At 55.9% G+C, this 3,640-nt stretch carries 1 protein-coding gene; it reads right to left on the reverse strand.

Going from position 1 to position 3,640, the window contains the following annotated elements; translation table 11 throughout:
• Nucleotides 1-3,166: chromosome segregation protein SMC (smc, locus tag ACTHUE_RS13060; RefSeq protein WP_440423670.1), on the reverse strand; the 3,166-nt coding region annotated here is incomplete at its 3' end.
• Nucleotides 3,167-3,640 lie beyond the last annotated feature (474 nt).

Below are 3,640 nucleotides of genomic sequence, written 5' to 3' on the forward strand. Positions count from 1 at the left end.
TTTTCTTGCCGGGCGGGCGCGCCATGATGGACACGCCGGCGGTCAGGAGGTCGTCGCCTATCATCTTGAGGGTGGCTTCGCCGCCGCCGAACAGGGTCGGGAAGAAGGTTTGGACTTTGCCGTTGACAGCGTCGAAGGTTTCTTTGAAACGCTCTTTGGTTTTGTCATCGATTTGGGCGATGGCTTCTTCCAAAAGCACGATAGCGGCCTGTACGTCTTCGCTTTGGCTGCGGTAGTAGCCGTCGCGTTCGCGCGCTTCTTCGAGTTCTTGCAGGGCGGCGAGGTTGACGGCGCCGAGGGCTTCGATTTGCTGGGTGAGGCTGCCGATGCTGTTGTTCAATACTTTTGGTGATTCTTTCGCCAACGCTTCGAGCGCGTCCAAATCGGCGGCGCGTTCAGTCAGGTTTTGATGGTAGCGTTTGGCGTTAATCAGGGCTTCCTGCTGCTGCAACAGGGCGGTTTGGGTGGCGGCCTGAAGCTGCGGCAGCTTGGTTTGCAGGGTTTGCACTTTAGCGTATTGCTCCCTGCCCTGCTCCTGAATCTGCGCGAGTTTCTCCTGTACAACAATATATTCTTCGTCCAAGGTCTGTACGGCTTCGCTTAATTCTTCAAGCTTGATGTGCTGCTCGTCGTTTTGGAACTCGGTTTCATAGGCGAGGGCAAGCTCTTGCTGGCGTTCCTGCCAGTCGAATGTTTGCTGTTCAAGCTGGGCAATTTGCTGTTGGTAGTTTTGTTTTTGCTGGTTGAGCTTGTGAACGGCGACTTCCGCCAGCCCGTATTGTCGGTTGGCTTCCAACAGGGCAAGCTGCGCCTGTTTCAGACGGCCTTGCTGCTCTTGGCGGCTGTGTGCGGTGGTTTGCTGCTGGTGTTCGAGTTCAGCGGCGGCCTCTTGCAAGGTAACGATGTCGTCTGCAAGGCCGTCTGAAGTATGTTGCAACACGGTCTGCTCTTCCGCCAACTGCGCCAGTTCGCGCTCGATGTGTTCGCGGCGGATTTGCCCTTGGTTGGTGCGCGCTAAAAGTTCGGCGGCGCGTTGCTGCGCTTGGCTGTATTGGCGCGTATGCTGCTGTTGCTGCTGCATCAGGTTTTTATGTTGCACTTCGGACGAGCGCACGGTTGCCTCCGCCTGTTTGAACGAGGCTTCGGCGGCGGAGAGTTCGGGGGCGAGGTTTTCCAGTTCGGACGCAATGCCGTCGAGACGGGCTTTTTGGGCAATCAGGCTTTCCTGCGCGGGTTTGGCATAGAGCAGGACGCTGACTTTATCGACCTGATGGCCTTCGGGCGTGAGCCAGATTTGGTGGGCGCCCAAATCGCTTTGATGCGCGAGGGCGTAGCTCAAATCGGGCGCGCACAATACGCCGTCGAGCCAGTGGTGCAATGCCGTCTGAAACGGCGGCTGCGCTTGGATTTGGTTCAACAATGCCTGTACGGGCAGGGATTTTTTGAAGCCGCCGGAGAGGTCGTCTGAAAGCCATGCCGCCTGCCCCTGCGGCAAAGGTGCGGGGGGAACGAAGCCGTGCGGCACGGCGCGGGCATGCAGGCGTTCAGCAAGGATGACGGACAAGGCGTGCTGCCACTCGGCGGGCGCGGTGATGTGTTGCCACAGCTGCGGCGCGGCGGCGTGGTCGGTTGCCTGCCAGAAGTCGGCGGCTTCCTGCTGTTGCGACAGGATTTGCGACAATGCCTGCTGCTGCGCCTGCAAGGTGATGTGTTGCTGCTTCAGGCTTTGGAAGCGGTTTGAGGCCGTCTGAAACGCCTCGCGGGCGGCGTGTAAGGCTTCTTCGGCGGCAATGATTTGCTCTTCGTAATGCTCTTGCTGGCTTTGCAACAAGGCGGCGGCTTCCTGCGCGGCTGTGGTTTCGGCTTCGTCGGGCAGGTTCAGGGCTTGGTTTTCCTGCTTCAGACGGCCTTTGCGCTCTTCGTGCTTGGCAACGGTTTGTTCGGCATGGGCAAGCTGCTGCTGCTTCAACGCCAGTTCGCGGCGGATGCGGTTTGCCTCGTCCTGCTGGGTTTGGAAGGCGGCGTTAAGCGTGGCTTGGGCTTCTTCCAATTCGGGCAGACGCTCTTCGTGTTCAGCAACCTGCATCGCCCATTCCGCCAATTCGGTTTGCTTTTCTTCGACGTATAACTCGTTTTCTTCCAGCTTGACGCAGATTTGCTGCTGCTCTTGATGGATGCGCTGCAACTGCGCCTGCGCCGCCTGCTTGTCGCGTTCGATGCGTTGGTGCAGGTTTTGCTGATGGCGGATTTGTTCTTCCAAACGGGCAATCTGCTCGCGCAACACGCCGCGTTTGTTGCTCAATTCGTGTACCGCCTGCTGCTGCGACTGCTCGGCGGTCTGCAAGGCGTGTACTTCGTCGTTTAACGCCTGAACCTGCGCGGCGGTTTCGTCCTGCTGCGCCTGCAAAGACTGATGCTGCGCGGTCGCCTTGTCGGCGGCGGCAAGCGATTGCTGCCATTGCGCGTAATCAAGCAAATCCTGTTGTTGGTTTAACTGCGCGGTCAGGGATTTGTAGCGTTCGGCGGTTTCCGCTTGTTTTTCCAGCTTTTCCACCTGACGCGCCAACTCGTTCTGCAAATCGCCCAAACGCTGCAAATGCTCGCGCGTGTCTTTCAGACGACCTTCCGTCTCCTTGCGGCGTTCCTTATATTTGGACACGCCCGCCGCCTCCTCGATATAGGCGCGCAACTCCTCCGGCCGCGCTTCGATGATGCGCGAAATCATCCCCTGTTCGATAACGGCATAACCGCGCGCGCCCACGCCCGTACCCAGAAACAAATCGGTAATGTCGCGGCGGCGCACGGTCTGATTGTTGATGAAATAAGTCGATTCGCCCTGACGCGTCAGCTGCCGCTTGATGCTCACCTCTGCATACTGCCCCCACGCCCCCTGCAAACTGTGGTCGCTGTTGTCAAACACCAGCTCCACCGAAGCTCTCGGCGCAGGACGGCGCGTTGCCGCACCGTTAAAAATCACGTCCTGCATACTCTCGCCGCGAAGCTGCTTCGCCGAAGCCTCTCCCAACACCCAGCGCACCGCGTCAATCACATTCGACTTGCCGCAGCCGTTCGGCCCGATAACCGCAACAAGCTGCCCCGGAACATGAATCGTGGTCGGGTCGGTAAAAGATTTGAAGCCGGAGAGTTTAATGTGGGTAAGGCGCATGGCAATGTTTCGAATCTGAAAAGAAGGCGTATTTTAACGGAAATACGCTGATCCGTTGAGAGAAAAGCATCCATAAAGTCCGACTGCTTTTTTATCTTCAAAAGGCCGTCTGAAAAGTTTGTTAAAAAGAAACAGACTAGTATTGAACTCACTAAACTATTTAAAAGAAATTCATATAAAACAATTAACTAAAAAAACACCTGCCCAACCACCTGCCCTTTGATTAATTTTTGTACAGAAATGCAAACAATCTGTTTATTTTTTTATGATTTATGGTTATTATCGGGCTTTAAAGGTTTAAAAATCAGATAAACGATATCTCCGACCTTTTCATCAAGCGAATAACGATACAGGGAATCTCATGTCAAACATCCAAACCAAACTTAAAACCATCGTTTTTACAGCCATCAGCGCAGCCATCTTGTCCGCATGCGGTGGTGGCGGAGGCGGCGGTTCATCTGCTTTAAGCACCGG

This window comes from Neisseria sp. P0021.S005 (assembly GCF_051956955.1).